The following is a 25280-nucleotide window of genomic DNA, read 5'->3' as shown; positions in this document are numbered from 1 at the left end:
TTTGCTGTAAACCTCGCTTGGCATGGCTTCGGCCATGCTTTTTTTTGCTTTCATTTCTTTCGCATCCTTACCTTTCATTTCGATTCTTTCATTTTTAAGATATCAATCACAAAATAACATTCCGAAACCCTATATTGTCTTTCGCATAAACAAAACGAAAGGTTTCGGAGGAAAGATGTTCATCATCTCGTCGAAAGCGATGCTGCTAAAAGCACAGCGCGAAGGTTACGCCGTACCGGCATTCAATATTCATAATCTCGAAACGCTGCAGGTGGTCGTTGAAACGGCCTCTGAGATGCGATCTCCGCTGATCGTGGCGGGTACGCCCGGCACATTCAGCTATGCAGGAACCGGTAACGTGGTCGCCATCGCCAGCGATCTGGCCAAAACGTACAACCAACCGCTGGCGATCCACCTCGATCATCACGAAGATTTCGACGATATCGCGCAGAAAGTCCAGAGCGGGATCCGCTCGGCGATGATCGACGGATCGCATCATCCATTCGCTGAAAATGTCGCGCTGGTGAAGAAAGTGACAGACTACTGCCACCGTTACGATGTGAGCGTGGAGGCTGAACTTGGCCGTCTTGGCGGGCAGGAAGATGACCTGGTGGTCGATAGCAAAGATGCGCTTTACACCAACCCGCAACAGGCACGCGAGTTTGTTGAATTAACGGGTATCGACTCATTGGCCGTCGCCATCGGTACCGCGCACGGCCTCTACACTGCCACGCCGAAACTTGATTTTGAACGTCTGGCAGAGATCCGCAATCAGGTCGATATCCCGCTGGTGCTGCACGGCGCTTCCGGTTTATCTACGGCCGATATCCTTCAGGCCATTAGCCTCGGTATCTGCAAGGTCAACGTTGCCACAGAACTCAAAATCGCCTTCTCGAATGCCCTGAAAACCTATCTCGCTTCACATCCCGAAACCAGTGACCCGCGTCATTACATGGTGCCCGCCAAACGCGCCATGAAAGAGGTGGTGCGTAAAGTTATCAACGATTGTGGTTGTGAAGGAAAGCTCTAAATACGAAAGCCTGAAGTCCTGACCAGGAGGAAACGTGAAAGATATTATTACCCGCCATAAAGCGGGAGAAGCTCTCGGTATTTGCTCTGTTTGCTCAGCGCACCCGCTGGTTATCGAAGCCGCATTGCGGTTCGATTTGCATACCGACAACAAGGTACTGATTGAAGCTACCTCAAATCAGGTGAACCAGTTCGGCGGTTACACCGGTATGAAACCCGCTGATTTCCGTGATTTTGTTCTGAAGATCGCTAAAGAAGTGGGCTTTCCGCATGAACGTTTGATCCTGGGTGGCGATCATCTGGGGCCAAACTGCTGGCAAAATGAACCGGCTGACGCGGCGATGGAGAAATCCATCGCATTGATCAAAGCCTATATCGCGGCGGGTTTTAGCAAGATCCACCTGGACGCCTCAATGTCCTGTGCAGACGATCCTGTCCCACTCCCGCCAGGGGTGGTGGCACAACGTGCTGCCCGACTGTGCAAAGCGGCAGAAGAGACGGCCACTGAAGAACAAAAAGCGGCGCTAACCTATGTGATTGGTACTGAGGTTCCCGTTCCCGGCGGTGAAGCCAGCAGTATTAACAGCGTTCATGTTACCCGCGTGGAAGATGCCGCGCAGACGCTGGAAACGCATCGTGAGGCCTTTGCCGCGCTCGGTTTGGACGAGGCGATGACGCGCGTGATTGCGATAGTCGTACAACCCGGCGTGGAGTTCGACCATACGCAAATTATTCACTACCAACCGCACGCGGCAGAGGCGCTTTCCGGCTGGATCCGCCAGACCCCCATGGTCTATGAGGCGCACTCCACCGACTACCAGACACGTCAGGCCTATCGTGCTTTGGTTCGCGATCACTTCGCGATCCTGAAAGTCGGCCCGGCGCTTACCTTTGCCCTGCGAGAAGCCATTTTTGCCCTTGCACAAATGGAGAAGGCCCTCATCGCCCCTGAGCAACGCAGCCATGCGCTTGACGTGATCGACGAAGTCATGCTGAACGAGCCGGATTACTGGAAGAAGTACTACCGCCCCACCTGGAGCCAGGCAATGGTGGATATTCACTTTAGCCTGTCCGATCGCATTCGCTACTACTGGCCGCACCCGCGCATTCGCCAGAGCGTTGAGAAGTTGATCGCTAATCTGAGCGCAACCTCCTTGCCTCTGGGGCTGATTAGCCAGTTTATGCCCGTCCAGTTCGAACGATTGTCGATGAATGAGATCGCCGCAACACCGCAAAATCTCATCATCGACAAAATACAGGATGTATTACGCGCCTATCGATTTGGCTGCACCCCTGAACCCCTCTAATGCCGGAGAGTGTATGAGTCACGTTTTTGTCCGTACCGGAATTGAGTTTGAAACCTGCCAGCAGGCGCTGGCGCATATTGGCGAGGAGATGCTGGCTAACGGTGTTGTACACGCCACCTACCCTGCCGCCCTTCTGGAAAGGGAGATGAACTACCCCACCGGCATTGCCCTTGAACGCCATGCGGTCGCTATTCCGCACTGCGAAGCCGTACATGCGAAACGCCCCGCGATTTACCTGATTCGTCCGGACAAACCGGTGCATTTTCAGCAGGCCGATGATGATGGCGAGGTCGCCGTCTCACTCATCATCGCGTTAATCGTTGAAAACCCTGCGGCGCAAATGAAATTGCTGCGCCGCCTTTTCAGTGAGCTACAAAACCCGGACGTGCTGGACATGCTGCTGGCTGCGCCCGCAGAGCACCTGGCCGATCGTTTACGGGAGACGATCCTTGAGCCTGTCGCCTGTGCCCGGGCTTCATAACATACTGATAATAAGAAAGGAGTACCCTATGAAACGCAAAATTATTGTTGCCTGTGGCGGTGCTGTCGCCACCTCAACCATGGCAGCAGAAGAGATCAAAGAACTGTGTGAAGCCCACCACATTGAGCTGGATCTGGTCCAGTGCAGGGTGACTGAAATCGAAACCTATATGGACGGTGCAGACCTGATTTGTACCACGGCGAAAGTTGACAGAGCCTTTGGCGATATCCCGGTGGTGCATGGCATGCCGTTTGTATCCGGCGTCGGCATCGAAGCCCTGCAGCAAAAAATTCTGACCATCCTCGAGGGGTAAGATCATGTTTACCGAAATCATGCGGTACATCCTCGATCTGGGGCCAACCGTAATGCTGCCAATCGTCATCATCATCTTCTCTAAGCTGTTGGGGATGAAGCTGGGCGATTGCTTTAAATCCGGCCTACATATCGGCATTGGCTTCGTCGGGATCGGTCTGGTTATTGGCCTGATGCTTGACTCCATCGGCCCGGCGGCCAAAGCGATGGCTGAGCAGTTCCAGATTAACCTGCACGTGGTGGATGTCGGCTGGCCTGGTTCATCCCCAATGACCTGGGCATCACAGATTGCACTTATCGCTATCCCTGTTGCCATTGGCGTCAACGTTGTCATGCTAGTGACGCGGATGACGCGGGTAGTGAACGTCGATATCTGGAACATCTGGCACATGACCTTCACCGGTGCGATGCTGCACCTGGCAACCGGCTCTTACTGGCTGGGGATCCTGGGCGTTGTGGTGCACGCCGCGTTTGTTTACAAGCTGGGGGACTGGTTTGCCAAAGACACGCGGGACTTCTTCGGTCTGGAAGGGATCGCCATCCCTCACGGCTCGTCAGCTTACCTCGGCCCAATCGCCGTTCTGGTCGATACGATTATCGATAAAATCCCAGGCCTGAAGCGTATTCATTTTAGCGCTGACGACGTGCAAAAACGCTTTGGCCCGTTTGGCGAACCGGTCACGGTTGGGTTTGTGATGGGACTGGCCATTGGCATGCTGGCAGGCTACGACACCAAATCCGTTCTCCAGCTGGCCGTGAAAACCGCCGCCGTGATGCTGCTGATGCCGCGCGTTATCAAACCGATCATGGACGGCCTGACGCCGATTGCTAAACATGCCCGTAAACGTCTGCAGGCAAAGTTTGGTGGGCAGGAGTTCTTAATCGGTCTCGATCCGGCGCTGCTGCTGGGCCATACGTCCGTCGTCTCCGCCAGCCTGATTTTCATACCGCTCACTATCCTGATTGCTGTTCTGGTGCCGGGAAACCAGGTGTTGCCGTTCGGTGACCTTGCCACTATCGGCTTTTTTGTGGCGATGGCGGTCGCGGTGCATCAGGGCAACCTGTTCCGCACGCTTATCTCTGGCGTCATCATCATGGGCATTACGCTGTGGATTGCGACCCAGACCATCGGCCTGCACACCCAGCTTGCGCAAAATGCTGGCGCGTTGAAAGCGGGCGGGCTGGTGGCCTCCATGGATCAGGGCGGTTCACCCGTCACCTGGCTGCTCATCCAGTTGTTCACCTGGCAAAACGTGGGGGGGTTCATCGTGATTGGTGCCATTTACGTCACCGGCATCCTGCTTACCTGGCGACGTGCCCGCGTGTTTAACGCGGCAGAAAAGAACGCCGCTACCCCGCAAAGCCAGACGGTGTCTTGATATCCGGGGAGCCATGCTCCCCTCTTTTTCTGGAGTGAATATGAAATCAGTGGTAATTCACGCTGAGGGCAACGTGCGCGTTGAAGAACGTCCAATCCCTCACATTCAGGCTGCGGATGATGTGCAGGTGCGTATTGCCTGCTCAGGATTATGTGGCTCCGATATTCCGCGAATTTTTGCCGGAGGGGCACATTATTATCCCATCACCCTCGGACATGAATTTAGCGGTCATGTCGAAGCCTGTGGTACCGAAGTGCACGATCTCAAGGCAGGCGATCCGGTTGCCTGCGTGCCATTACTGCCCTGCTTTTCCTGTCCGGCGTGTGAAAAAGGCTACTTCTCGCTCTGCAAGCAGTATCAGTTTGTCGGATCTCGCAGCGAAGGCGGCAACGCGGAATATATCGTGGTGAAGCGAGCAAACCTGTTCCGCCTTCCTGCAGAGATGGCAATTGAAGATGGTGCATTTATTGAGCCCATAACCGTAGGGCTACACGCGTTTCATCTTGCTTCCGGCTGCGAGGGTAAGAACGTCATCATTGTCGGCGCAGGCACTATCGGCCTGCTGGCGATGCAGTGTGCACTGGCATTGGGCGCCAACAGCGTTATCGCGATCGATATCAACGACGATAAGCTCGCGCTGGCAACAACGCTGGGGGCAACTCAGGTGTTTAATAGCCGCGCTCTGGCCGCAGACGACATCATTAACGCCTTGAGCGACAACCCGTTTGATCAGTTGGTTCTTGAGACTGCTGGCACACCGCAAACCGTTACGCTCGCCATTGATATCGCCGGGCCGCGGGCCCAGGTCGCGCTGGTGGGTACGCTGCATCATGACCTGAACTTACCTGCGGCGACATTTGGCAAGATACTGCGTAAGGAGTTGACGCTTCTGGGAAGCTGGATGAATTATTCGGCCCCGTGGCCGGGTGAAGAATGGAAAACCGCAGCCCGTCTGCTCACAGAGAAAAAACTGCAGCTAAAGCCCCTTATTGCTCATATCGGCGATAGCGACAGCTTTGCTCAGGCCGTGCAAGGACTAAACGGTGCGCCTATGCAGGGCAAAATTATGCTGCGCTTTGCGTAGTGCTTCGAGCCAGCAACCTGAGCTGGCTCACATTTACTTTCGAATATTACCGTACACCTTTCGCATACCTTCGATTAGAATAGAGGCAGTTAATTATCAGGCAATTCAATATGAACTCATTTGAGCGACGCAATAAAATCGTTGACCTCGTCAACGCTCAGGGCAGTGTCATGGTGCTGGATCTGTCGAATATGTTTGGCATTTCAGAAGTGACGATTCGAACAGATCTGCGTCTGCTGGAAGAAAAGGGATTGGTCACGCGTTTTCACGGTGGCGCCGCAAGGCCCGGCAGCAACCTGGCAGAAAGCGAAAATCAGGAAGTTGTGCTGGAAGACCGTTATCAACTTGCGAGCGACCCGAAGAAGCGCATCGCACAGGCTGCCGCGGCCATGATTGAAGAGGGAATGACGATCATTCTGGACAGCGGAAGCACCACCATGCTCATCGCCGAAGCGCTGACCAAACGAGCCAATATCACCGTCATCACCAACAGCCTGCCTGCCGCGTTTGCCCTCTCGGAAAATAAAGACATTACGCTCGTGGTTTGTGGCGGTACCGTGCGCCATAAAACCCACTCTATGCATGGCACCATCGCTGAGCGCTCTCTGACCGGGATAAGCGCAGATCTGATGTTTGTCGGCGCGGACGGTATTGATGCCACCAACGGCATTACGACGTTCAATGAAGGCTACTCGATCAGCAGCGTGATGGCAGCTGCCGCGCATAAGGTGATTGCAGTGCTGGACGCCAGTAAATTTAATCGCCGCGGGTTCAACCAGGTGCTGCCGATGGAAAAAATAGACTGTGTGATTACGGATGATGGAATCGGAAAGCACGAAAAAGAACTGTTGGGTAAAACGGGCACCGAGATCATCACAGTGTAGTTTGCAGGCCGGGTGAGGCGCACAGCCGCCCCCCCGGCAAAACAGCAGGAATTACTCCCCCTGCTGCTCCAGCGCATACTTATACAACGCATTTTTCTTCACGCCGTGAATTTCTGCCGCCAGCGCAGCGGCTTTCTTCAGCGGCAGTTCCGCCTGCAGCAACGCCAGCGTGCGCAGCGCGTCGGCAGGAAGGGCGTCTTCTTCCGCCTTGTGCCCTTCGACGATCAGCACCATTTCACCCTTGCGGCGGTTTTCGTCTTCCTTCACCCACGCCAGCAGCTCGCTCACCGGCGCGCCGTGGATGGTTTCCCAGGTTTTGGTCAGCTCGCGCGCCAGCACCACGTAGCGGCCTTCCCCCCAGACGGTCACCATATCTTCCAGGCTCTCCAGCAGGCGGTGCGTGGATTCGTAGAAAATCAGGGTGCGCGGTTCCGCTTCCAGCTCTTTTAAGACGTCGCGGCGGCCTTTGGATTTAGCAGGCAGAAAGCCTTCATAGCAGAAACGGTCAGACGGCAGACCTGCGGCGCTTAACGCAGCAATCGCGGCGCACGGTCCCGGCAGGGGCACAACGCGAATACCGGCTTCGCGACAGGTACGCACCAGGTGATAGCCCGGATCGTTGATCAGCGGCGTACCGGCATCGGAGACCAGGGCAATGTTCTGCCCCTCTTTCAGCTTCGCCACCAGCGTTTCGGCTTTTTGTTGCTCATTGTGATCGTGCAGCGCAAACAAACGGGCATTAATCGCGAAATGTTGCAGCAGCAGGCCGGTATGGCGGGTATCTTCAGCAGCAATTAAATCAACAGCTTGCAGTACGGTGAGCGCACGTTGGGTAATATCAGACAAATTCCCGATAGGAGTAGGTACAATATAAAGCTGGCCTTGAGAATTATCTGCCGTTTCGTGTTGTTTCATTGTTTCGTCCGTATTGCCGATTTAATATTGAGCATTGCGTAAAAAAATCACTGGATACAGTATGGTACCGTTAACGTTTCTTCGAAAAAAAGCCACGCGCAGCGTGCCGCTTCTGCTGGCAGCCCTGATCTTTGCAGGCTGTGGCACCCAGGCACCTGACCAGAGCACCGCCCATCTCCAGGGTTCTGCTCAGGCTGATTCTGGCTTTTATCTGCAACAAATGTCGCAGAGTTCAAATGATACCAAGACCAACTGGCAATTACTCGCCATTCGTGCACTGCTGAAAGAGGGTAAAACCCAGCGGGCAGCCGAACTGTTTAACCAGTTGCCAAAAGATCTTAACGACGCACAGCGTCGCGAGCAGAGCCTGCTCTCTGCCGAGCTGAAAGTCGCGCTGAAAGATTATGCCGCCGCGAAGAAGATCCTCGGTGATATCGACGTAAGCGCGCTGGATAAAAACCAGCAGGCGCGCTTCTGGCAGGCGGGTATTACCGCTGAGCAGGGACGCCCTTCGCTGACCTTGCTCCGCGCGCTCGTCGCGCAAGAGCCGCTGCTTGGCGGTGCTGATAAGCAGAAAAATATTGATGCCACCTGGCAAGCGCTGGCGTCGATGACGCAGGAACAGGCGCAGGCGCTGGTCATCAACGCCGATGAAAACGTCCTGCAGGGCTGGCTGGATCTGCAGCAGATGTGGTTTAACAACCGCAGCGATCCAAAAATGTTGAAAGCCGGCATTACGGACTGGCAGACGCGCTACCCGCAAAACCCGGGCGCGAAAATGCTGCCAACCCAGCTGGTGAACGTGCAGAACTTTAAGCCCGCTTCCACCAGCAAAATCGCCCTCCTTCTGCCGCTCAACGGCCAGGCGGCGGTGTTTGGACGTACCATTCAGCAGGGTTTTGAAGCGGCGAAAAACGGCACGACGTCGGTAGCCGGCAGCGCCGTTCCCGCACAGGCAGCCCAGGCGGCTAATGTGAATAATGATGTTGTCAGCCCATCCGCCGCAGAGACCAGCGACCTGACCACGGCGCAAACGCCAGCGCAGGGCACGATGCAAAACCCTGTGACGGCCCCGACGACGCCTCCAGCTGAAGCTGCACCGGCTACAGCAGCACCTGCGGCCCAGGCTCCGGCCGAGACGCAAACGGCGCCAGCTCCTGCCACAACAGCAGAACAGCCTCAACAGCAGCCTGCACAACCCGCGGCTCAACCTGCCGCGCAGCCGCAGGCCGTGGCAACCACCAGCGCCAACCCGGGCGCTGAATTGAAAATCTACGACACCAGCTCGCAGCCGCTTGACCAGGTGCTGGCGCAGGTACAGCAGGACGGGGCGAGCATCGTTGTCGGTCCGCTGCTGAAGAACAACGTGGAAGAGCTGATGAAGAGCAATACCACGCTGAACGTGCTGGCGCTCAACCAGCCAGAGCAGGTTCAGAACCGGGCGAATATCTGCTACTTCGCGCTCTCTCCAGAAGATGAAGCCCGCGATGCGGCGCGTCATATTCATGAGCAGGGTAAGCAGGCTCCGCTGCTGCTCATCCCACGCAGCACGCTGGGCGATCGCGTGGCCAATGCCTTTGCCGATGAGTGGCAGAAGCTGGGCGGCGGCGTGGTGCTGCAGCAGAAATTCGGTTCCGTCTCTGAACTGCGCGCAGGCGTAAACGGCGGGGCGGGTATCGCCCTTAACGGTAGCCCGGTCACCGCGAGCCTGCCACAGCAGCAGGGCGTGACGATTGGCGGCCTGACGATCCCTGCGCCGCCAACCGACGCGCAGATTAGCGGTGGCGGTAAAGTGGATGCGGCCTATATCGTTGCCACGCCGCAGGAGATCGCCTTTATCAAACCGATGATTGCGATGCGTAACGGCAGCCAGAGCGGCGCAACGCTCTACGCCAGCTCCCGCAGCGCACAGGGCACCGCAGGCCCGGATTTCCGTCTGGAAATGGACGGTCTGCAGTACAGCGAAATCCCGATGCTGGCCGGCAGCAATCCATCCCTGATGCAGCAGGCGCTGAGCGCGGTGCGTAACGATTACTCTCTGGCGCGTCTGTATGCGATGGGGGTTGATGCGTGGGCGCTGGCGAACCACTTTACCCAGATGCGTCAGGTGCCGGGCTTCGAGCTTAACGGCAACACCGGCGATCTGACCGCGACCCAGGATTGTGTGATTAACAGGAAGTTATCATGGCTCAAATACCAGCAGGGGCAGATCGTCCCGGCCAGTTAAGCCGCAAACAAACCGGCGATGCGTGGGAGTTAAAGGCGCGTCGCTGGCTTGAAGGCAAAGGACTGCGTTTTATCGTCGCCAACGTCCGTGGACGTGGCGGCGAAATCGACCTGATCATGAAAGACGGTCAGGTCATTGTGTTTGTAGAAGTGCGCTTTCGACAGTCCTCCCGTTTTGGCGGTGCTGCCGCCAGCGTGACGCTCGCCAAACAACATAAATTATTACAGACTGCCCACTTGTGGCTTGCCCGCCATAATGGGAGTTTTGATACTGTGGATTGCCGGTTCGATGTGATAGCCTTCACCGGAAATGAGATCGAATGGCTTAAAAACGCTTTTGGCGAAGACGCATAATTAAGATTTAAAAGGGATAACGTGCTCGAAAGAATTAAAGTGTGCTTCACAGAAAGCATCCAGACTCAGATTGCCGCGGCGGAAGCCCTTCCGGATGCTATCTCGCGTGCCGCAATGACGCTGGTGCAATCCCTGCTAAACGGCAACAAAATCCTCTGTTGTGGCAACGGCACGTCAGCCGCCAACGCACAGCATTTTGCTGCCAGCATGATCAATCGTTTTGAAACAGAACGCCCCAGTTTACCTGCCATTGCACTTAATACCGATAATGTGGTCTTAACGGCGATTGCTAACGATCGTCTGCATGACGAAATTTACGCAAAGCAGGTGCGAGCCCTGGGTCATGCCGGAGATGTGCTGCTGGCTATCTCCACGCGCGGCAATAGCCGGGATATAGTCAAAGCTGTTGAAGCCGCCGTCACCCGCGACATGACCATCGTGGCCTTAACCGGCTATGACGGGGGGGAGCTGGCGGGTCTGCTTGGGCCGCAGGATGTGGAAATCCGCATTCCGTCTCACCGGAGCGCGCGTATTCAGGAAATGCATATGCTCACGGTGAACTGCTTATGTGACTTGATCGATAACACGCTTTTCCCTCACCAGGATGATTAAGGAGTTCTTATGAAGGCTTTATCGACCCTCGCAGTCCTTATGTCTGCATTACTGCTTCAGGGATGTATCGCTGCGGCCGTTGTGGGTACTGCCGCAGTAGGCACCAAAGCGGCAACCGATCCGCGCACTGTGGGAACACAGGTGGATGACGGTACGCTGGAGCTGCGCGTCAACAGTGCGCTGTCGAAAGACGAACAGATCAAGAAAGAGGCGCGTATCAACGTGACGGCTTATCAGGGCAAAGTGCTGCTGGCAGGCCAGGCGCCGAACATGGAGCTCGCCTCGCGTGCGAAACAGATTGCGATGGGCGTTGAAGGGACCACAGAGGTGTTTAACGAAGTGCGTCAGGGCAAGCCAATTGGCCTGGGTGATGCCTCTTCCGATACCTGGATCACCACCAAAGTACGTTCCCAGCTGCTGGGCTCGGACCAGGTGAAATCTTCCAACGTGAAGGTGACAACGGAAAACGGTGAAGTGTTCCTGCTGGGTCTGGTGACCGAACGTGAAGGGAAAGCGGCGGCCGATATCGCCAGCCGGGTGAGCGGCGTGAAGCACGTCACCACCGCGTTTACTTACATTAAATAAAAAAATCCCCTCAAGTGAGGGGATTTTTTTGTAGGCCCGGTAAGCGTAGCGCCACCGGGCGTTTTTCACAGAAGCGCAATACTTCCCACCATCACCCCGCTCAACGCCACCAGCCCCGCGGTGAGCCACAGCGCTTTCGCCGGGAATGACTTACGCAGCATAATCAGCGACGGCAGGCTGATGGCCGGTAACGTGATGAGCAATGCCAGTGCCGGTGCGGTGCCCATGCCGGCCAGCATCATGGTCTGAACAATAGGAATTTCTGCGGCGGTAGGGATCACAAACAGGCAGCCTGCAACGGCCATCGCAATGACCCACAACAGCGTGTTGTCGATAGCGCCATCCGCATGCGGGAAGAGCCAGACGCGCGCCGCCCCGAGAACCAGCACCGCCAGGATATAGACCGGGATGGTGCTCCAGAAAAGCTGCCATAGCGCCCTGCCCCAGCGCGCAAAGAACCCGCCCTGCGGCTCGCTGACGTCCAGCTCAACAGACGCGGACTCTGGCGTCTTATCCTTCACCAGATTTTGCACCAGCGTCGCCACCACCAGCACGGTCAGCAGTCCGGCCACCAGACGAATGAACGCGAAATGCCAGCCCAGGACAAAGCCCATAAAAACCAGCGTCGCCGGATTGAGCAGCGGGTTGCCCATCCAGAACGCCAGCGCGCCGCCCATCGACACGCGCTGGCGGCGCATCCCTGCCGCCACGGGCGCAGCGCAGCAGGAGCACATCATGCCCGGCAGGGAGAAGATCGTTCCCAGCAGCGTACCCTGAAAGCGCGGCTGTCCGAGGGTTTTCACCAGCCAGTTGCGCGGGATCAGCACCTGAATCAGTGAGCCCAGGATCACGCCCAGGACGGCAGCCTTCCAGACGGCAAGGAAGTAGACCATGGCATAGTCCCACGCCGCCTGAAGCGGGCTGGCATCCGCCTGAGCGAGAATAGATTTACCGATGCTGTGCGTTTCGGCGGCGGTGAAGGCTTTGCCGTAGTACGGTTGCCATTTCACGTACCAAAGGCCAACAATGACCACGAGAAAGAAGAGTGCGGGCTTCCACCATTGAACAGGTGTTGCCGCCTGAGATGAAGACTGACCAGTCATAGCATTCCCCGGAGAGTATGAGTAATTAGCCGGGGGAGTTTACGCCTCGCCCTGCGCGATTTCACGCAGTTTTGCCGAAGGGATAATGTTTACGCCCGCTTTCGACGGAGCCAGTCCCTCTTTTAACAGCGCACGCGCGACGTCCCGCGCCTCGATAGATTTCCAGTTGCCGGGCAGGATCCGAAACAGCGGGGCAAATATCGACTCGTTAAAGCGGCGCTCGTCCCGGTGGCCGATCAGCATTGAGGGGCGCACAATCGTCAGCTGCTCCCATTTCTGCGCAATCAGCGCATCCTCCATCTTGCCCTTCACCTTGTTGTAGAAGAAAGGCGATCCGGCACTGGCGCCCAGCGCGCTGACCACCAGAAAATGTCTGGCTCCCAGCTTTTTCGCCGTAAGCGCGGTGTCCACCACCAGCGTATAGTCGGCGTGGATAAATGCCTCTTTGCTCCCCGCCTCCCGCCGCGTGGTGCCCAGACAGCAAAAGGCGATATCAATCGGGTCCTGGACCTGCGCCAGCGCATCCGTCAGTTGGGGATCGTGCGGATTAAAGACCCCGGAGATGTCCACCAGCGGTCGACGCGTCGGGGCGGCGATGTAGTTCACGCGGCGATCCTGAATCAGCAGCCGCAGCAGATGATCGCCCACTAATCCGGTAGCACCGGTAATCAATACCTGACTCATCGTATCCCCTTTACAGAATTGTCCGTTTGCGAACTCGGCGTCGTCGACCACACTTAGAAGTCTGTTACAGGTAAGTATTTACCACAAGCGGAGAAAAATCAGTCTGAAGCCAAAACAACGGAGGAAACATGGGCAAGAAAATCGCAGTCTTGATTACCGACGAGTTTGAAGATTCAGAATTCACCTCTCCTGCAGAGGCGTTCCGCAAGGCGGGACATGAGGTCATCACCATCGAGAAAGAGGCGGGCAAAACGGTGAAAGGCCATAAGGGCGAGGCCAGCGTGACCATCGACGAGACTATCGATAACGTGAGCCCCTCAGATTTTGACGCCCTGCTTTTACCCGGCGGCCATTCACCGGATTCCCTGCGCGGAGACGAGCGCTTCGTGACCTTCACCCGGGACTTTGTCTCTACCGGCAAACCGGTCTTTGCCATCTGTCACGGGCCGCAGCTGCTCATCAGCGCGGAGGTTGTACGCGGGCGTAAGCTCACGGCGGTGAAACCGATCGTTATCGATCTGAAAAATGCGGGCGCCGAGTTTTACGATCAGGAGGTGGTCAACGACAAAGACCAGCTGATCACCAGCCGGACACCGGACGATCTCCCGGCGTTTAACCGCGAAGCGCTACGCCTGCTCGGCGCGTAACCAGTGCAGCTTCTTGCCAAAGCCCAGGGTGTTGTCGGTAAATTTCAGCTCATCGAGGCGGATTTCCCACACCGGGGCTTTTAGCGCAGCGGCGACCGGAAAGCGGCGCGTGTAGTGCTTGCGACGCGCGTCGCTCTCTTCTCCGTCCAGGCGACGGATTTCCCCTTTAAACTGTACCCCACGGATCAGCGCGACTGTTTTCGGCTGGCCATTTACCGTGCCCGCGACTTTTGCCTGCTGGCCGGTCATCTGCGCATGACGCGTTTTGTCTTCGCTCATGACGTAAAATGCGACGCGCTCCGGATCGTAGTAGTAAAACGCGTTTGCGCACCACATCTCACCCTCGCTGTAGACGCACCAGGTGACGACGTGCTGCTTCGCCAGCCAGCGGTTAATGGCGGCCAGTGTTTCCATTTTCGTTCTCTCTCATGCTATGGTGCGTTCACCTTAACATACTGAATCTGTTTACCGTGTGCTGGTTTCTCTATCTTGTCCGAACCGCTGATAACGCACTCTACACCGGGATCACCACCGATGTGGCGCGGCGTTTTTTACAACATCAAACGGGGAAAGGGGCAAAAGCGCTGCGGGGGAAAGGAGAATTACAGCTCGCCTTTTCGGCGCCCGTCGGTGACCGATCGTTGGCGCTCAGGCTGGAATACCGCATCAAACAGCTGACGAAGCGCCAGAAAGAGCGCCTCGTGACCGGAGACGGCTCCTTTGAGGCGCTACGCGAGAGCCTGATTAAAAGCGATTGAAATGGTCGTGGTATTCAACCAGACCATTGACGCCGTTGAGCGCGTCGTCCGCCAGACGGTGCACCTGGAAAGCGGATTCCGTACCCGGCCAGCGGCAGCGCAGATCGTAATGCGCGGCCTGCTCGAAGCCCAAACGGCCATAGAATGCCGGATCGCCCAGCGTTACAACGGCCGCATAACCGAACTCATTGAGCGAATCCAGCCCTTCATAGACCAGCTGGCGCGCCAACCCCTGCCCGCGATAGTTTTCATCCACCGCCAGCGGTGCCATACCGACCCACTGCAGCTCTTCGCCCTGAACGATGACCGGACTGAAGGCAACATAGCCTACCACCTGACCTTCATCATCGGTGGCAACCAGCCCCAGCGTGATCAGGCCGTCTTCACGGAGATCGTGGACCAGTTGGGCTTCCGCATCGCTCTCAAAAGCGCGGCGTAATAACGCATCGATACCCGGTGCATCAATCCCAATTTCGACTCGAATCAGCATGGCTCACCTACTGAAGTGTGTTTACTGTCCGGCGGGGTTTTCAGCCCGGCCTCAACGAAATCTGCCATTTGCATTAACATCACGCGCAGCGCTTTCGGCATCTGCTCCAGCTCAATGGCATCCATTAAATTCTTAACGTACAGGCCCAGCTCCGTGTCGCCTTCAATCACCAGACGGCGCTGGAAGAAGAGCGTATCCGGATCCTGCTTGCGCGCGGCGATCATCAGCAGATCGCTGGCGTTGGCGCTAAAGCTCACGTCCGCCTCGGCGGTTTCGCGGACGATCAGCTGGTCATTCTCAACGGAGGTAAACCAGCGCAGCCCGATGTCACGTACCTCAATGCTCAACCAGCGGCCTTCCAGGAATTCCAGCTCGCCATCCTGCAGCGCCTGGCGGAACTGCCAGCTCAGGACCTGCTCCAGCACCTGACGTTTAAGCGCGAATGGCGCCAGCTTTACCGGCACGCTCAGCATTGATGGGCCAAATTGTACGAGACGTGAACGCAGTTTATCCAGCACGAGCTTTACTCCCTGATATCTATAGTCCTGCTATTTTGCCATATCCGACGCATAACATAGCGGCGTAAATCAACAAACCGTCGTCCGGACAACCTCATTATTGGTGCCATCAATACGCCATTAGCTGCCTTAAATCAAAAATTGTCGCGTATGGGTTAATTAAAATCCCAGCTCGTTAACATTTTTGCGATCGACAACATCAGGATAAATTATGGAGCTGCTCTGCCCTGCCGGAAACCTTCCGGCGCTTAAGGCGGCCATCGAAAATGGGGCCGATGCGGTCTATATCGGGCTGAAAGATGACACCAATGCCCGCCATTTTGCTGGCCTCAACTTTACGGAGAAAAAGCTTCAGGAAGCCGTTAACTTCGTTCATCAGCACCGCCGCAAGCTGCATATCGCCATCAATACCTTTGCTCATCCTGACGGCTACGCCCGCTGGCAGCGCGCGGTGGATATGGCGGCACAGCTGGGTGCCGATGCGCTGATTCTGGCCGACCTCGCCATGCTTGAGTATGCGGCAGAACGCTATCCCCATATTGAGCGCCACGTCTCTGTTCAGGCATCTGCCACCAACGAAGAGGCCGTACGTTTTTATCACCGAAACTTTGACGTGGCCCGCGTGGTGCTGCCGCGCGTACTCTCTATTCATCAGGTTAAGCAACTCGCACGCGTCACGCCAGTGCCGCTGGAAGTTTTTGCCTTTGGTAGCCTGTGCATTATGGCCGAAGGCCGTTGCTATCTTTCCTCGTATTTAACCGGCGAGTCGCCAAATACCGTCGGGGCCTGTTCCCCTGCCCGCTTTGTCCGCTGGCAGCAAACGCCGCAGGGGCTGGAATCACGCCTGAACGAAGTGCTGATTGACCGCTATCAGGACGGTGAAAACGCCGGTTATCCCACCCTGTGTAAAGGCCGCTATCTGGTGGACGGCGAGCGTTACCACGCGCTGGAAGAGCCCACCAGCCTTAACACGCTGGAGCTGCTGCCGGAACTGCTGGCGGCCAATATCGCCTCGGTGAAAATTGAAGGTCGCCAGCGCAGCCCGGCATACGTGAGCCAGGTGGCGAAAGTGTGGCGTCAGGCTATCGACCGCTGCATGGCGGACCCGCAGAACTACGCGCCGCAGCTGGCCTGGATGGAGACGCTCGGATCGATGTCCGAAGGCACGCAAACCACGCTGGGCGCGTATCACCGTAAATGGCAGTGAGAAAATCATGAAATATTCATTAGGGCCGGTGCTTTACTACTGGCCAAAAGAGACGCTGGAAGATTTTTACCAACAGGCCGCCACCAGCAGCGCCGATGTGATTTACCTCGGCGAAGCGGTGTGCAGCAAACGCCGGGCGACGAAAGTGGGCGACTGGCTGGAGATGGCGAAAAGCCTGGCGGGAAGCGGCAAACAGGTGGTGCTTTCCACGCTCGCGCTGGTGCAGGCCTCTTCTGAACTGGGCGAGTTGAAACGCTACGTTGAGAACGGCGAGTTCCTGCTGGAAGCGAGCGATCTCGGCGTGGTGAACATGTGTGCCGAGCGCAAGCTGCCGTTTGTCGCGGGTCATGCCCTGAACTGCTACAACGCGGTGACCCTGCGCCTGCTGCTCAAACAGGGGATGACGCGCTGGTGCATGCCGGTGGAACTCTCCCGCGACTGGCTGGCAAACCTGCTCACGCAGTGTCAAGAGCTGGGCATTCGCAACAAGTTTGAAGTGGAAGTGCTGAGCTACGGGCATCTGCCGCTGGCCTATTCCGCCCGCTGCTTTACCGCACGCTCGGAAGATCGTCCGAAAGACGAGTGCGAAACCTGCTGCATTAAGTATCCGAACGGGCGCAGCATGCTGTCGCAGGAGAATCAGCAGGTGTTTGTTCTCAACGGTATTCAGACCATGAGCGGCTATGTCTATAACCTGGGCAACGAGCTGGCGTCGATGGACGGGCTGGTCGATATGGTGCGCCTGTCACCGCTGGATACCGGCGTGTTCGCGATGCTGGACGCCTTCCGCGCTAACGAAAACGGCGCTGCTCCGCTGCCGCTGACGGCAAACAGCGACTGTAACGGCTACTGGAAGCGTCTGGCCGGGCTGGAACTTCAGGCCTAAAAAAGGCTCACTTTGTTAACAACGGTTATCATTTTTTAATGCAGTATTAAAGATTCACCGTCGACAAAGTGAGCTGTTATGACTGACAAAACCCTTCCGTTTTCGGTGCTGGATCTGGCGCCGATCCCACAAGGCGCCTCGGCAAGAGAAGCCTTTTCGCACTCTCTGGATCTGGCTCAGCTGGCCGAAAAGCGTGGCTATCACCGCTACTGGCTGGCCGAACATCACAACATGGTGGGCATTGCCAGTGCCGCTACCTCGGTACTGATTGGTTATCTGGCGGCAAATACCACCACGCTGCACCTGGGCTCCGGCGGCGTGATGCTGCCGAACCACGCCCCGCTGGTGATCGCCGAGCAGTTCGGCACGCTGAATACCCTCTATCCGGGCCGTATTGATTTAGGGCTTGGCCGTGCGCCGGGCAGCGATCAGCCGACCATGCGCGCCCTGCGCCGCCATATGAGCGGCGATATCGACAACTTCCCGCGCGACGTGGCCGAACTGGTGGACTGGTTCGACGCGCGTGACCCGAACCCGCACGTGCGCCCGGTACCGGGTTACGGCGAGAAGATCCCGGTCTGGCTGCTGGGCTCAAGCCTCTACAGCGCGCAGCTCGCAGCCCAGCTGGGGCTGCCGTTTGCGTTTGCCTCGCATTTCGCGCCGGATATGCTGCATCAGGCACTGCATCTCTACCGCACGCACTTCAAACCGTCCGAGCGTCTGGAGAAACCGTACGCGATGGTCTGTATCAACATTATTGCCGCCGACAGCAATCGCGACGCGGAATTCCTGTTCACCTCCATGCAGCAGGCGTTTGTGAAGCTGCGTCGCGGTGAGACGGGCCAGCTTCCGCCGCCGGTGGAGAATATGCATCAGCTGTGGTCAGCTTCAGAGCAGTATGGCGTACAGCAAGCGCTGAGCATGTCGCTGGTGGGTGATAAAGCGAAAGTGCGTCACGGGCTGGAGGCGGTGCTGCGCGAAACGCAGGCGGATGAAATTATGGTTAACGGCCAGATTTTCGATCACCAGGCACGTTTGCATTCGTTTGATTTGGCCATGCAGGTGAAAGAGGAGTTGGTGGGGTAGCCTTTTTGCCAGGTGGCGCTTCGCTTACCTGGCCTACGGGGACGCGTAGGCCGGATAAGGCGTAGCCGCCATCCGGCACAAAATGTTTACTGGTACACCGGCAACAGATTAAAACTCGACAGCACATGTACCAGGGCATTGCCCGCGCCAAACACCAGGATCAGCGCAATCATCGGCTTGCCGCCCCAGACGCGGAATTTCGGGCTGCCGAAGCGTTTACGTGATTTGCGGGCCAACAGCGCCGGCACAATTGCCGCCCAGATGGTCGCCGCCAGACCGGCATAGCCGATGGCGTACAGGAAACCGTTCGGCCACAGAAGGCCGCCCACAATCGGTGGCAGGAAGGTCAGCAGCGCGGTTTTGAAGCGGCCCATCGCAGAATCATCAAAGCCAAACAGATCCGCCAGGTAGTCAAACAGGCCCAGCGTCACGCCGAGGAATGAACTCGCCACCGCGAAGTTAGAGAAGATCACCAGCAGCAGATCCAGGCTGCGGCTGTTCAGCACGCCGCTCAGGGCCTGCACCAGCACATCAATGTTACCGCCCTTCTGCGCAATACCGATAAACTCCGGGCGCGGGATATTGCCCATCGTCCCGAGCAGCCAGATGACGTACAGCGCCAGCGCCAGCAGCGTGCCGTAGACCAGACACTTCACAATCGTGCGCGGATCTTTGCCGTAGTACTTCATCAGGCTCGGCACGTTACCGTGGTAGCCAAACGACGCCAGGCAGAACGGCAGGGTCATCAGCAGGTACGGCGTATAGGAGGTATTCACTTCGGCAACGTTAAACAGCGTGGCAGGCGTCACGTGCCCCAGCAGGCTGCCGAAGGTCAGGAAGAAGGTGATGACCTTCGCGCCCAGCACGATCGCCGTCATCCGGCTCACCGCTTTGGTACTCATCCAGACGATAAACGCCACGCCCAGGGCAAAGCACAGCCCGGCCAGACGCGCCGGTACGTTCAGCGACATCTCCGAGAAGGTGTGATGCAGAATCGAACCGCTTGCCGAGATATACGCGTAGGTCAGGATATAGAGCACAAACGCGATGGACAGCCCGTTCACCAGGTTCCAGCCTTTGCCCAGCAGGTCTTTGGTGATGGTGTCGAAGCTCGCGCCAATGCGGTAGTTCAGGTTGGCTTCGAGGATCATTAGCCCGGAATGGAGCATACAGAACCAGGTAAAGACCAGCGCGGCCAGCGACCAGAAGAACCACGCACCGGACATGACCACGGGCAGGGAGAACATCCCGGCACCTATAATGGTTCCGCCGATGATCACCACGCCGCCAAGCAGCGAAGGTGACGTTTGGGTGGTGGTTAGTGTCGCCATACAGCCTTTTCTCCAGTCAATCATGCGGTTCTGCATTTTAATGTGACGCACTGTACCAGTACAAGAGTACAAAGGGAATAAAAAAAGCCCCGATAGCATGTATCGGGGCTGTATATTTTACTTTACGTCAGAAGCGTAAGGCTTACGCGTCACCGAAACGACGACGGCTGGTGCCTTCTTCACGACGCGGGCCACGGCTTTCACGGCGCTCGCCGGAGAAACGACGACCTTCACCACCGCGACCTTCGCTGCGACCGCCTTCACGACGCTCGCCGCCGAAACCGCGACCACCGCCACGACGTTCGCCGCCACGGTCAGGGCGTGGCTGTGCATCGCCCAGCAGCTGCATGTTCATCGGCTTGTTCAGGATGCGGGTACGCGTAAAGTGCTGCAGTACTTCACCCGGCATGCCTTTCGGCAGCTCGATGGTAGAGTGGGATGCGAACAGCTTGATGTTACCAATGTAACGGCTGCTGATGTCGCCTTCGTTAGCGATAGCGCCAACGATGTGACGAACTTCAACACCATCATCACGGCCCACTTCAATGCGGTACAGTTCCATATCGCCTGCGTCGCGACGTTCACGACGAGGACGGTCTTCACCACCACGCTCTGGACGGTCACCACGTGGGCCACGATCGTTACGGTCGCCACGACGTTCGAAGCGGTCGTCACGGTCACGGAATTCACGCTTAGGACGCATCGGTGCATCTGGTGGCACGATCAGGCTACGTTCGCCCTGAGCCATTTTCAGCAGTGCTGCAGCCAGGGTTTCCATGTCCAGCTCTTCGCCTTCAGCAACAGGCTGAATCTGCGGCAGCAGCGCACGGTACTGATCCAGATCGCTGCTTTCCAGCTGCTGCTGTACTTTGGCGGCGAATTTTTCCAGACGGCGTTTGCCCAGCAGCTCTGCGTTTGGCAGGTCCGCTTCTGGAATGGTCAGCTTCATGGTGCGTTCGATGTTACGCAGCAGACGACGCTCGCGGTTCTCAACGAACAGCAGCGCACGGCCTGCACGACCCGCACGACCGGTACGGCCGATACGGTGAACGTAAGACTCGGAATCCATCGGGATGTCGTAGTTAACAACCAGGCTGATACGCTCAACGTCCAGACCACGTGCTGCCACGTCGGTTGCAATCAGGATATCCAGACGACCGTCTTTCAGACGCTCCAGAGTCTGCTCACGCAGGGCCTGGTTCATGTCGCCGTTCAGCGCTGCGCTGTTGTAGCCGCTACGCTCCAGGGCTTCAGCCACTTCCAGGGTCGCATTTTTGGTACGAACGAAGATAATCGCCGCATCAAAATCTTCCGCTTCCAGGAAACGTACCAGCGCTTCATTTTTACGCATGCCGTATACAGACCAGTAGCTCTGGCTGATGTCCGGGCGAGTGGTTACGCTGGACTGAATACGCACTTCCTGAGGTTCTTTCATGAAGCGTTTGGTGATACGACGAATCGCTTCCGGCATGGTGGCAGAGAACAGCGCGGTCTGATGACCGTCCGGGATCTGCGCCATGATGGTTTCAACGTCTTCGATGAAGCCCATACGCAGCATTTCATCTGCTTCATCCAGTACCAGACCGCTCAGTTTAGAGAGATCCAGGGTACCGCGCTTCAGGTGATCCAGCAGACGGCCCGGCGTACCGACAACAATCTGTGGGCCCTGGCGCAGGGCGCGTAACTGCACGTCATAACGCTGGCCGCCGTACAGGGCAACCACGTTTACGCCGCGCATATGTTTAGAGAATTCCGTCATGGCTTCTGCAACCTGAACAGCCAGTTCACGGGTTGGAGCCAGAACGAGGATCTGCGGTGCACGCAGGTCCGGATCAATGTTGTTCAGCAGCGGCAGCGAGAACGCTGCAGTTTTACCGCTACCAGTCTGGGCCATGCCCAGCACGTCACGACCAGAAAGCAGGTGTGGGATACACTCAGCCTGGATCGGAGATGGTTTTTCGTAACCCAGATCGTTAAGGGCTTCAAGGATAGGAGCCTTCAGGCCCAGATCTGCAAAAGTGGTTTCGAATTCAGCCATGTAGTACGAGTGCCTCAATGTCAATGGCGGCCAGTCTACTTAGCTCATCGTGAAAATGATTAGCAATTTTCATTGAAAAGTGTGAACCGGCTCAAAGTAGGTGTATTGACGAACAACAACGCCCTCACCAGTTAAGGTGATGGCAATCAAAAGATTACGGGCTGATGTTTATGTCGTCAGCTATTGCTGGTCCGATTCTGCCAGGTCGTCTTGCTCCTGGCCCAAGAGCGATAATTCCAACAATGCATAACGGTGCTCAACGAAGTTGTGTACGTTGTTAGCGACCGCTAATTTGAACAGTGCCGTAGCGCTGTCCTTATCCCCCAGACTTAGGTAGTACTTACCTAAATAGAAGTTGGTTTCACTGAGATGCTCAGCGAGCGAGGTGTTATCCGTTGCGTCCGCCTTGAGGCGTTCCATCAGCGTTGCTTCGCTAATGTTGCCCAGGTAGAACTCGACAATGTTCCATCCCCATTGTTCCTTGTCCGATTTATCGAAGCGCTGTTTCAGTGCCTCTTTTGCCTGCTTCTCATCGAGCTTCCGCTCAACGATGTAAAGCCACAGGCTACGGAAAGGATCATTAGGATCGTCTTGATAAAACGCCAGCAGATCATCTTGCGCTAACTTGTCACGACCGCCGTAATACAATGCGATACCGCGATTCAAGTGCGCGTAGTTGTAAGTTGGATCAAGCTCAAGTACAGAATCAAACGCTTCATAGGCAGCATCAAAATTGCCTGCCTGCGTTAAATAAATGCCTAAGTAATTGAATACTTCAGGCATATCAGGTCGGATAGCCAGCGCTTGTGAAAAATCATTTCGCGCCAATGCCCTCAGACCGAGACTATCATACAACACTCCGCGCTCATATAAAAGCTGTGCGCGTTCGTCATCGGTTAAAGCCCGACTGGCAAGTATTTGTTCCATGCGTGCCAGGATCACTTCCTGCTGCAAAGTCGGTTGCAATGGCACTGCGAGGACTTCGCTCTTACGCCAGGCAGAGTTGCTGCATCCTGCCAGCGTTAAAGCTGTCGCAACGAAACACCAGCGCAAAAAAGGCTTCATTTCCCACTCCCGAAGACAACTATTGGATGAACGTCCTGTCCCCCGGCGGCTTAACAAGGCGTCCTGCCTGATAATAGGCCCTCCGCAGAGCGGAGGGCAAATGGCAACTTACTCGCCTTGCTGTTCTGCTGCCTGTGCTTCTGGCGCAGCAGCTGGCTGAGACTGCTCGGTCGCTTCTTTAATGCTCAGACGGATACGGCCCTGGCGATCGACTTCCAGAACTTTAACCGGCACTTCCTGACCCATCTGCAGGTAGTCGGTCACTTTCTCAACGCGCTTGTCAGCGATCTGAGAGATGTGAACCAGACCTTCTTTACCGCCGCCGATGGCAACGAACGCACCAAAGTCAACGATACGGGTCACTTTACCTGCATAGACGCGGCCCACTTCGATTTCTGCAGTGATTTCTTCGATGCGACGGATCGCGAATTTCGCTTTCTCGCCGTCGGTAGCTGCGATCTTCACGGTACCGTCATCTTCGATTTCGATGGTGGTGCCGGTCTCTTCGGTCAGCGCACGGATTACGGAACCGCCCTTACCGATAACATCTTTGATCTTGTCTGGATTGATCTTGATGGTGTGAATACGCGGTGCGAATTCAGAGATATCACCGCGTGGCGCGTTGATAGCCTGTTCCATCACGCCCAGGATGTGCAGACGTGCACCCTTAGCCTGGTTCAGCGCAACCTGCATGATCTCTTTGGTGATACCTTCAATTTTGATATCCATCTGCAGCGCAGAGATACCGTCGCGGGAACCCGCTACTTTGAAGTCCATATCGCCCAGGTGGTCTTCGTCACCCAGAATGTCAGACAGAACAACATAGTTGTCGCCTTCTTTCACCAGGCCCATTGCGATACCCGCAACGGCGGCTTTGATTGGCACGCCTGCATCCATCAGCGCCAGAGAGGCACCACACACGGAAGCCATGGAAGAAGAACCGTTAGATTCGGTGATTTCAGACACCACACGTACGGTGTACGGGAATTTGTCTGCTTCTGGCATCACTGCCAGCACGCCGCGCTTCGCCAGACGACCGTGACCAATTTCACGACGCTTCGGCGAGCCAACCATGCCGGTTTCACCTACGGAGTACGGAGGGAAGTTGTAGTGGAACAGGAAGCTGTCTGTGCGCTCGCCCATCAGTTCGTCGATGATCTGCGCGTCACGGGCTGTACCCAGGGTCGCGGTAACCAGCGCCTGCGTTTCACCACGGGTGAACAGCGCAGAACCGTGAGTACGTGGCAGCACGCCAGTACGCACGTCCAGACCACGGATCATGTCTTTTTCACGGCCATCGATACGCGGCTCGCCAGCCAGAACGCGGCTACGAACAACGTTTTTCTCGATAGCGTGCAGGATTTCGCCAATTTCGTTAGCGTCCAGCGTTTCGTCTTCGGCAACCAGGGTCGCGGTTACTTCAGATTTGATCACATCAACCTGAGCGTAACGCTCCTGTTTGTCGGTGATGCGGTATGCATCGCTCAGACGAGATTCTGCCAGTGCAGCAACGCGTGCGTTCAGCGCGTCGTTGGCCGCTTCTGGCTGCCAGTCCCAACGTGGTTTACCGGCTTCTTTCACCAGGTCGTTGATGTTCTGGATAACAACCTGCTGCTGGTCATGGCCGAAGACCACAGCGCCCAGCATCTGGTCTTCGCTCAGCAGTTCAGCTTCGGATTCAACCATCAGCACAGCGGCTTCGGTACCCGCAACCACCAGGTCCAGCTTACTTTCTTTCAGCTCTTCCTGAGTTGGGTTCAGCACGTACTGGTCGTTGATGTAACCGACGCGCGCGGCACCGATTGGGCCATTGAATGGAATACCAGACAGTGACAGGGCAGCGGACGCACCGATCATCGCCACGATGTCCGGGTTAACCTGTGGGTTAACGGAAACAACGGTCGCGATAACCTGCACTTCGTTGACGAAGCCTTCCGGGAACAGCGGGCGAACCGGGCGGTCAATCAGACGCGCGATCAGGGTTTCGCCTTCGCTTGGACGGCCTTCACGACGGAAGAAACCACCCGGGATTTTACCGGCAGCGTAGGTACGCTCCTGGTAGTTAACGGTCAGCGGGAAGAAGTCCTGACCTGGTTTAGCTTTTTTCTGGCCCACAACGGTAACGAATACCGCGGTGTCATCCATGCTTACCATAACGGCAGCAGTCGCCTGACGTGCCATCATGCCGGTTTCCAGCGTGACGGTATGTTGACCATACTGGAATTTACGAACGATCGGATTCAGCAAAGTTCTGTCCTTTCTTAAATGTTTGACAGCACACCACCGGTGTGCTGTCGAT

27 protein-coding genes are annotated in these 25280 nt (G+C 56.4%); 16 read left to right on the top strand and 11 right to left on the bottom strand.

Translation table 11 applies throughout. The annotated features are described in order from the left end of the window. Positions 1–175 precede the first annotated feature (175 nt). The 7 genes from B498_RS10405 (at position 176) to B498_RS10435 (ending at position 6476) form a co-directional block, all read left to right on the top strand. Complete coding sequence (locus B498_RS10405) at positions 176–1030, top strand: tagatose bisphosphate family class II aldolase (protein ID WP_008501499.1); 855 nt, start codon at positions 176–178, stop codon at positions 1028–1030. Between the two features lie 34 nt (positions 1031–1064). Continuing rightward, positions 1065–2336: a tagatose-bisphosphate aldolase subunit GatZ gene (gene gatZ, locus B498_RS10410; RefSeq protein ID WP_008501498.1), complete on the top strand. Its 1272-nt coding sequence runs from the start codon at positions 1065–1067 to the stop codon at positions 2334–2336. Between the two features lie 13 nt (positions 2337–2349). Continuing rightward, positions 2350–2817, top strand: a complete 468-nt coding sequence (gene gatA / locus B498_RS10415; RefSeq protein WP_008501497.1) for a PTS galactitol transporter subunit IIA — start codon at positions 2350–2352, stop codon at positions 2815–2817. Positions 2818–2845: 28 nt separating this feature from the next. Beyond that, positions 2846–3130 carry a PTS galactitol transporter subunit IIB gene (gatB, locus tag B498_RS10420; RefSeq protein WP_008501496.1) on the top strand — a complete coding sequence of 95 codons (285 nt, stop codon included), beginning with the start codon at positions 2846–2848 and terminating at the stop codon, positions 3128–3130. Positions 3131–3134: 4 nt separating this feature from the next. Beyond that, positions 3135–4508, top strand: coding sequence for a galactitol-specific PTS transporter subunit IIC (locus B498_RS10425; RefSeq protein ID WP_008501495.1), 1374 nt, complete (start codon positions 3135–3137; stop codon positions 4506–4508). Between the two features lie 40 nt (positions 4509–4548). Next, entirely contained in the window at positions 4549–5592 is a 1044-nt protein-coding gene (gatD, locus tag B498_RS10430; RefSeq protein ID WP_008501494.1) for a galactitol-1-phosphate 5-dehydrogenase, read from the top strand. Between the two features lie 110 nt (positions 5593–5702). Then, positions 5703–6476: a DeoR/GlpR family DNA-binding transcription regulator gene (locus B498_RS10435; RefSeq protein ID WP_008501493.1), complete on the top strand. Its 774-nt coding sequence runs from the start codon at positions 5703–5705 to the stop codon at positions 6474–6476. A 51-nt stretch (positions 6477–6527) separates the two neighbouring features. Here the strand turns inward: B498_RS10435 and rsmI are convergent, their stop codons facing one another. Then, on the bottom strand, positions 6528–7391 hold the full coding sequence (gene rsmI, locus B498_RS10440; RefSeq protein WP_008501492.1) for a 16S rRNA (cytidine(1402)-2'-O)-methyltransferase: 864 nt from the start codon (positions 7389–7391) through the stop codon (positions 6528–6530). A 61-nt stretch (positions 7392–7452) separates the two neighbouring features. Between rsmI and B498_RS10445 the strand changes: the two genes are divergently transcribed. Genes B498_RS10445 through dolP form a run of 4 tightly spaced genes read left to right on the top strand, consistent with a single transcriptional unit; the run spans position 7453 to position 11168 of the window. Further along, positions 7453–9618 (top strand): penicillin-binding protein activator, encoded by a 2166-nt coding sequence (locus tag B498_RS10445; RefSeq protein ID WP_008501491.1) that lies wholly within the window; start codon positions 7453–7455, stop codon positions 9616–9618. Next, positions 9576–9971, top strand: coding sequence for a YraN family protein (locus tag B498_RS22925; protein WP_008501490.1), 396 nt, complete (start codon positions 9576–9578; stop codon positions 9969–9971). The genes B498_RS10445 and B498_RS22925 overlap by 43 nt, the downstream gene beginning before the upstream one ends. A gap of 21 nt (positions 9972–9992) precedes the next feature. Further along, positions 9993–10583 (top strand): DnaA initiator-associating protein DiaA, encoded by a 591-nt coding sequence (gene diaA / locus B498_RS22920; protein WP_003861754.1) that lies wholly within the window; start codon positions 9993–9995, stop codon positions 10581–10583. Positions 10584–10592: 9 nt separating this feature from the next. Beyond that, positions 10593–11168 carry a division/outer membrane stress-associated lipid-binding lipoprotein gene (gene dolP, locus B498_RS10460; RefSeq protein WP_008501489.1) on the top strand — a complete coding sequence of 192 codons (576 nt, stop codon included), beginning with the start codon at positions 10593–10595 and terminating at the stop codon, positions 11166–11168. Positions 11169–11233: 65 nt separating this feature from the next. On the opposite strand, the gene B498_RS10465 is transcribed toward dolP, so the two are convergent. Both B498_RS10465 and B498_RS10470 read right to left on the bottom strand, forming a co-directional pair. After that, the gene (locus B498_RS10465; RefSeq protein ID WP_008501488.1) at positions 11234–12271 is read right to left on the bottom strand and encodes a permease; all 1038 of its coding nucleotides are present in this window, start codon (positions 12269–12271) and stop codon (positions 11234–11236) included. 39 nt (positions 12272–12310) lie between these two features. Continuing rightward, a complete protein-coding gene (locus B498_RS10470) occupies positions 12311–12955 on the bottom strand; it encodes an NAD(P)H-binding protein (RefSeq protein WP_008501487.1) in 645 nt (214 codons plus the stop codon). A gap of 128 nt (positions 12956–13083) precedes the next feature. Here B498_RS10470 and B498_RS10475 point away from each other — a divergent pair, with 128 nt between their 5' ends. Further along, on the top strand, positions 13084–13602 hold the full coding sequence (locus tag B498_RS10475; RefSeq protein ID WP_008501486.1) for a type 1 glutamine amidotransferase domain-containing protein: 519 nt from the start codon (positions 13084–13086) through the stop codon (positions 13600–13602). Here the strand turns inward: B498_RS10475 and B498_RS10480 are convergent. Continuing rightward, complete coding sequence (locus tag B498_RS10480; protein WP_008501485.1) at positions 13582–14016, bottom strand: YhbP family protein; 435 nt, start codon at positions 14014–14016, stop codon at positions 13582–13584. The two genes, B498_RS10475 and B498_RS10480, sit on opposite strands and share 21 nt — an antisense overlap. A 14-nt stretch (positions 14017–14030) precedes the next feature. On the opposite strand from B498_RS10480, the gene B498_RS10485 reads away from it, so the two are divergent. Continuing rightward, positions 14031–14360 carry a GIY-YIG nuclease family protein gene (locus tag B498_RS10485; RefSeq protein WP_008501484.1) on the top strand — a complete coding sequence of 110 codons (330 nt, stop codon included), beginning with the start codon at positions 14031–14033 and terminating at the stop codon, positions 14358–14360. Here the strand turns inward: B498_RS10485 and B498_RS10490 are convergent. Together B498_RS10490 and ubiT are read right to left on the bottom strand one after the other, a co-directional pair. Next, positions 14347–14850: a GNAT family N-acetyltransferase gene (locus B498_RS10490; RefSeq protein ID WP_008501483.1), complete on the bottom strand. Its 504-nt coding sequence runs from the start codon at positions 14848–14850 to the stop codon at positions 14347–14349. The genes B498_RS10485 and B498_RS10490 overlap by 14 nt on opposite strands. After that, positions 14844–15368 carry a ubiquinone anaerobic biosynthesis accessory factor UbiT gene (gene ubiT / locus B498_RS10495; RefSeq protein WP_008501482.1) on the bottom strand — a complete coding sequence of 175 codons (525 nt, stop codon included), beginning with the start codon at positions 15366–15368 and terminating at the stop codon, positions 14844–14846. The genes B498_RS10490 and ubiT overlap by 7 nt, the downstream gene beginning before the upstream one ends. A gap of 211 nt (positions 15369–15579) precedes the next feature. Here ubiT and ubiU point away from each other — a divergent pair, with 211 nt between their 5' ends. The 3 genes from ubiU to B498_RS10510 all read left to right on the top strand — a co-directional run bounded on the left by ubiU (position 15580) and on the right by B498_RS10510 (position 18547). Then, positions 15580–16575 (top strand): ubiquinone anaerobic biosynthesis protein UbiU, encoded by a 996-nt coding sequence (gene ubiU, locus B498_RS10500; RefSeq protein WP_008501481.1) that lies wholly within the window; start codon positions 15580–15582, stop codon positions 16573–16575. Between the two features lie 7 nt (positions 16576–16582). Beyond that, positions 16583–17461 (top strand): U32 family peptidase, encoded by an 879-nt coding sequence (locus B498_RS10505; RefSeq protein WP_008501480.1) that lies wholly within the window; start codon positions 16583–16585, stop codon positions 17459–17461. Positions 17462–17539: 78 nt separating this feature from the next. Continuing rightward, complete coding sequence (locus B498_RS10510; RefSeq protein ID WP_008501479.1) at positions 17540–18547, top strand: luciferase-like monooxygenase; 1008 nt, start codon at positions 17540–17542, stop codon at positions 18545–18547. Between the two features lie 86 nt (positions 18548–18633). Here B498_RS10510 and mtr read toward each other — a convergent pair whose 3' ends face one another. From mtr to pnp, 5 genes are all read right to left on the bottom strand, one after another. Beyond that, complete coding sequence (mtr, locus tag B498_RS10515) at positions 18634–19878, bottom strand: tryptophan permease (protein WP_008501478.1); 1245 nt, start codon at positions 19876–19878, stop codon at positions 18634–18636. Positions 19879–20020: 142 nt separating this feature from the next. After that, positions 20021–21916, bottom strand: coding sequence for a DEAD/DEAH family ATP-dependent RNA helicase (locus B498_RS10520; RefSeq protein WP_008501477.1), 1896 nt, complete (start codon positions 21914–21916; stop codon positions 20021–20023). Next, entirely contained in the window at positions 21909–21989 is an 81-nt protein-coding gene (gene yrbN / locus B498_RS23510; RefSeq protein ID WP_100122156.1) for a protein YrbN, read from the bottom strand. Before yrbN ends, B498_RS10520 begins: the two co-directional genes overlap by 8 nt. A gap of 107 nt (positions 21990–22096) precedes the next feature. Beyond that, positions 22097–22981, bottom strand: coding sequence for a lipoprotein NlpI (gene nlpI, locus B498_RS10525; RefSeq protein WP_008501476.1), 885 nt, complete (start codon positions 22979–22981; stop codon positions 22097–22099). A gap of 108 nt (positions 22982–23089) precedes the next feature. After that, positions 23090–25228, bottom strand: coding sequence for a polyribonucleotide nucleotidyltransferase (gene pnp, locus B498_RS10530; RefSeq protein ID WP_008501475.1), 2139 nt, complete (start codon positions 25226–25228; stop codon positions 23090–23092). Positions 25229–25280 lie beyond the last annotated feature (52 nt).

Origin of the sequence: Enterobacter sp. SST3, assembly GCF_000286655.1 — a bacterium.
Lineage (GTDB): Bacteria > Pseudomonadota > Gammaproteobacteria > Enterobacterales > Enterobacteriaceae > Enterobacter > Enterobacter roggenkampii.
The sequence above is the reverse complement of the archived record's forward strand: the minus strand, read 5'-3'. Positions and strand labels throughout refer to the sequence as shown.